At 41.6% G+C, this 4,275-nt stretch carries 5 protein-coding genes and 3 pseudogenes; 6 read left to right on the top strand and 2 right to left on the bottom strand.

The features are described 5' to 3' along the window. Positions 1 to 129: 129 nt before the first annotated feature. Positions 130 to 777, bottom strand: a pseudogene (locus O9295_RS12565) (transposase family protein); the annotation flags it as partial. 315 nt (positions 778 to 1,092) lie between these two features. Between O9295_RS12565 and O9295_RS12560 the strand changes: the two are divergent. The 3 genes and pseudogenes from O9295_RS12560 to O9295_RS12550 form a co-directional block, all read left to right on the top strand. Then, a pseudogene (locus tag O9295_RS12560) lies at positions 1,093 to 1,650 on the top strand (TolC family protein); the annotation flags it as partial. A 78-nt stretch (positions 1,651 to 1,728) separates the two neighbouring features. Then, positions 1,729 to 2,112: a hypothetical protein gene (locus O9295_RS12555; RefSeq protein ID WP_288033139.1), complete on the top strand. Its 384-nt coding sequence runs from the start codon at positions 1,729 to 1,731 to the stop codon at positions 2,110 to 2,112. 37 nt (positions 2,113 to 2,149) lie between these two features. Next, positions 2,150 to 2,428: a metal-dependent hydrolase gene (locus tag O9295_RS12550; RefSeq protein ID WP_072319599.1), complete on the top strand. Its 279-nt coding sequence runs from the start codon at positions 2,150 to 2,152 to the stop codon at positions 2,426 to 2,428. Positions 2,429 to 2,561: 133 nt separating this feature from the next. On the opposite strand, the gene O9295_RS12545 is transcribed toward O9295_RS12550, so the two are convergent. Beyond that, complete coding sequence (locus O9295_RS12545; RefSeq protein WP_288033137.1) at positions 2,562 to 2,921, bottom strand: hypothetical protein; 360 nt, start codon at positions 2,919 to 2,921, stop codon at positions 2,562 to 2,564. Positions 2,922 to 3,087: 166 nt separating this feature from the next. On the opposite strand from O9295_RS12545, the gene O9295_RS12540 reads away from it, so the two are divergent. From O9295_RS12540 to O9295_RS12530, 3 genes and pseudogenes are all read left to right on the top strand, one after another. Next, entirely contained in the window at positions 3,088 to 3,414 is a 327-nt protein-coding gene (locus tag O9295_RS12540; RefSeq protein ID WP_288033136.1) for a DUF433 domain-containing protein, read from the top strand. Then, a complete protein-coding gene (locus O9295_RS12535; RefSeq protein WP_228051400.1) occupies positions 3,411 to 3,629 on the top strand; it encodes a DUF5615 family PIN-like protein in 219 nt (72 codons plus the stop codon). The genes O9295_RS12540 and O9295_RS12535 overlap by 4 nt, the downstream gene beginning before the upstream one ends. 195 nt (positions 3,630 to 3,824) lie before the next feature. Continuing rightward, positions 3,825 to 4,275, top strand: a pseudogene (locus tag O9295_RS12530) (hypothetical protein); the annotation flags it as partial.

Raw genomic sequence — 4,275 nt, 5'->3', positions numbered from 1 at the left:
AAATTACTGGTGCAAGTTGGGAATCTGGTAATGTACCGCAAGTCCTTCGTCATCGCTCTGCCTATCTAAATGGTTGCCTTTTTTAACTTTTTTATTGAGTTCATTAAGCATTTCTACTTATTACAAAGGTGAGATGCTCCCCCACATATCGACGCTCACTTCTTTCACCTTCTCCCGAACTGCGTCTGGCTGTGCCTTTAAGGCTTCCATTAATTCTTCTTGCTTATGTCCTTTAATCACATCTAGTAAAATTTTTTTGTCCAGATCTACGACCGTTGTTATGAAATCTTTATGTCCTTTTAAGTTACTAAATTCATCCAAGCTTATTCGTTCTGGTGCTTCCCACTCTTCCTTTTCTAGTTCTTTAGCACAGTTATTAAATATTAACTGAACTTCTGACCATCCTAACCCTTCTTCTCGACTTATTTCTTCGATACTACATTTTTTTACTCTCTCATAAATCATCGATTCATAACGAATTGTATGATGCTGTCTTAATCTCATAAAACTCAGTCTTTCGCTGATATACTTTTGGCACTTTTGACAATGAAACTGGCGGCGTGGTACTTCTAAATATACCGGATTGCCTAATATTGACAAATCTCTGACTAGATTATACTCTGTCTGATTGATTCTGTCCAAGGTTTGATGGCAATTCGGACATTCAATTGTTTCATTTAAAAGAGCGAGCTTTAGGAAAATTGTCTGAGCAATTTTTTGATAATTGACCACTGTTACATTTGGTAAATCGAGGAGTTGATCAAAATTTATCCACATAACCCACCTCCTGTTCTGTGTTACTATTATACCATGCTCACACAGAACCTAGAAGAGCCTAGCCCAGAACTAAATTCTACTACCTCTGATTCAATAGATAATTATCTCTCACTCACTTTGAAGCAAGCGATTGAACTAGCGCAACAAAACAACAAAGGACTTCGAGTAGCCAACAAATCAGATAAGAAACAGATTTCTGAAGAACTTACCTTCAGGGTTGTCCGCGACTACTACAATTTACAACGGGCAGATGCTAAGGTTGACATCGCGGAAGCAATGATGGAGGATGCGACCCTGAATACAAGAGATGCACAGTTGCTAGAACAGGCGGGACTAGGAAATAGATTTGATGTTTTACGAGCCGAAATGGATTTGGCTAATGCCAAACAAAGCATGAACTTTTCTATTGCCAATCAGCGATTCGCAAGGCTACAACTGGCAAAAACCCTGAATCTAAGGTATCCGAAAGAACCAAGAGCGGCGGATGAGATTAAAGAAGCTGGGTCTTGGAATCTTTCTCGGGCTGAGAGTGTCGCCTTGTCTTATAAAAATGCCGAACAGACACAGAGAAATATCAACATCAATGGCACTGAATCAGACAATCCCTGTAGCCAAATTCGCCTACAAGTGGAAGAATCCTATAACAACCTGATTGCGAGTAAGGAGAACATCACAATATCGCAAAAAAACGTTGAAACTGCTACAGAACAGTTAAGAATCGCTCGTTCACGCTTTCAAGCAGGGGTGGGTACTCAAACCGATGTCATTAACTCCCAAAGGGAGCTTACCGATGTGCGGAGTCGATCCCTACAGGCAATTATTGACTATAACCAGTCTCTTAACTACCTACAAAGGGCGGTAGGCAAACCTTAAGAAAGTAAGGCAGAAATATAGAGAACATAGAGAAAAATGTCCTAATTAGTCAGAATCAAAAAAAAGGGGTAACCATTAATGAACATTCCTCAACAACTTCTTGGTGTTATTCTGGGGCTAACGTTGTTAAGTCCAACATTCGCTATAGCACAGACTTCATCTTGGCGTTTAGTAGCAACAGATCATTCTGGAAATCAGTGGTATCTTGGTGAGGTTGAGAGAATTCACACTAATCACGATAATCACCATGCTGCCCGTGTCAAAGTTATTTTATCAAATGGAGATGTAACCGAGATAGCACTCGGCATCGATTGTGAAAATCGCACAATAATAAATGGTAAAGTATTAATCCAAAGTTTAGGACCTGATCTGCTACAACACTTGAGAGATCAGAATACATTTGCTGAAGCTATGATTAACGCAGTCTGCAAAGATAAACGGAATTCTGGTAACAGTAGATAATTTTGGTAACGTCCCATCGCGTCCGATAACAGGAGTCATGTTTCTCGGCTTCATGTCCATCACCCACGCCACCATCGCCGCAGCAGGCACATCCTTAATCATAGGAACTGCTGACCCGATGGCGTTGGGTTTGGCTGTCCTGGGTTCCCAGCTTCCCGACATCGACACCACCACCAGTACCATCGACAAAATCTGCTTCCCCCTCAGCAGCTTCCTGGAAGACAGGTTTCCCCACCGCAGCATCACCCACTCTCTTTTGGCGACGGATTTGATTGCGGCTGTCTCCCTCCCCATCGGCCACTTCCTGGGCAATTAGCTGACAGCGCTGCCGAAGGCACTCGCTGCGAGAGACCGCACTCTCGTTAGGTCATTTACTCGCCGGTTTCTCGGACTGCTTCACTCCTGCTGGTAGTACAATTACGTTTAACGATGAGTCGGCGATCGCTGTTTTAAGAGGGCAGTACGCAATTGGGACAGTAAACACCAAAATCGTTCAACCTGCGCCATTTAAGGAATGACCGTTCAATTCCCCCAAAACAGCCTGATGTTTCTGCCGCGCTGACCTTTCCTCGGTCGATGTGCGCTGGCACTGTCTCAGATTTTTGCCGATGGTCGATAGGTGGATTTCGATAATCCCGCCAATTCTTTCGCTCGATGGCATCGAGTTCCCGACATATTTCGGCGGCCAGCCGATAATCCACACTTCCCGTTAAAGTAGCTCCGTCAAAGTGGCCGCCAGCATAGCAGCCGGGGTTATGGCCGCGGGGCAGTTTATCCCGGTTAAAGGTTTGAAAACAAGGGAAGCACAAGGTAAACTAATTATGATAAAACATTAATATAGCGGTTCTCACACCTGTGTGGCACAGTTAAACCTTTGCTGATTAAGCCTTTCAACCTCGACAATGTACCTCTTGCGAACAGGAAATGCTATAAATAAGCGGTAAAAATGAAATAAAATTAAGGGAACAATTAATTATGCAACTAGAAGATTATTTCTTATTTATCTCCGAAGATGATATTAGAATCAAAGGTCATCGCCTCGGAATTGACAACGTACTCTTTTATTTCTTGGAAGGCTATACTCCAGAAGAAATAAATGCTATCTATCCCGATCTAAGTCTAGAGAAAATCTACGCTACTATTACTTATTATCTCCAGAATCAGCAAAAAATTGATGCCTATTTATTGCGCCTCCAGAATTGGCGAGAGACTCGCTATCAAGAATCCTTGAAAAATCCTTCACCTCAACGAGAAAAGATGAGAAAAATTAAACAGCAAAGGCAAGATTCTATCAAGGTATGAAAATCAAGTTTTTACTGGATGAAAACTTATCCCCCCGATTGAAAGTCGCTGTCTTAAGATTAAATCCAGAGATAGATATTTTACGCATTGGAGAGCCGAATACACCACCGTTAGGAACTCTTGACCCTGATGTTCTACAGTATTTAGGATTATCTCAACGACTCTTGGTGACAGATAATCGTACCAGTATGCCTGAACATTTAGAAGAATATTGACAAAAAAATCAACAAATCTGGGGACTGTTTTGGATACATCCCACAACAACAATGGGAAAACTAGCCGAAGAATTAATTATGATTTGGGAAACTACCGAAGCAGAAGAATGGATCGATATTGTCGATTGGATTCCTTTTTAATTAATGATATAATAAGATTATTACCGTCCTTTTTATGCTTGATTATTAATTTGAATGACTCGCCAAATTCATGACCAATTTGCTAAGGAATATTTAGAGGAATTACTAACACCTCTAGGGACGATTAGAAAAAGTAAGAAAGTAAAAAGTGAGGTTCAAGAAATTGATGTCTGGTTTGAACCATTTAGCTCACCTACTCCCACTGAGTTACCTTTAGGGTTACTCGGAAAAATGGCGGCTACTTCCTGTTTATTTGAACCTTTTCGCAATCCCCCGACCGAGGTAGAGATTCGCAGTTGTTTGTCAAAGTTATACACGGTTCATGGGGATGTCTTGAGAAAAGCGAAACGGTCAAACAAAACTTTGACGGTCGCAGAATTGCCTTTCTTATGGATTCTAACGCCCACCTTTTCAGCTAGAATGATTGAAGATTTCGGGACTCACAGCGATGAGAGTAATTGGTTAACAGGGGTTTACTTTTTAGCGAAGTCTCTCAAAGCGGGCA

The sequence above is a fragment of the Microcystis sp. LE18-22.4A genome, assembly GCF_027531105.1.
GTDB classification, from domain to species: domain Bacteria; phylum Cyanobacteriota; class Cyanobacteriia; order Cyanobacteriales; family Microcystaceae; genus Microcystis; species Microcystis aeruginosa.
Note: the sequence above shows the minus strand (reverse complement) of the source record. Positions and strands in the feature narration are given on the sequence as shown.

What these genes read in the sequence shown, in the direction of transcription:
- O9295_RS12540 (WP_288033136.1), top strand. Translation starts at nt 3,088, where the DNA reads ATGCAACTAGAAGATTATTTCTTATTTATCTCCGAAGATGATATTAGA.
- O9295_RS12550 (WP_072319599.1), top strand. Translation starts at nt 2,150, where the DNA reads ATGTTTCTCGGCTTCATGTCCATCACCCACGCCACCATCGCCGCAGCA.
- O9295_RS12555 (WP_288033139.1), top strand. Translation starts at nt 1,729, where the DNA reads ATGAACATTCCTCAACAACTTCTTGGTGTTATTCTGGGGCTAACGTTG.
- O9295_RS12535 (WP_228051400.1), top strand. Translation starts at nt 3,411, where the DNA reads ATGAAAATCAAGTTTTTACTGGATGAAAACTTATCCCCCCGATTGAAA.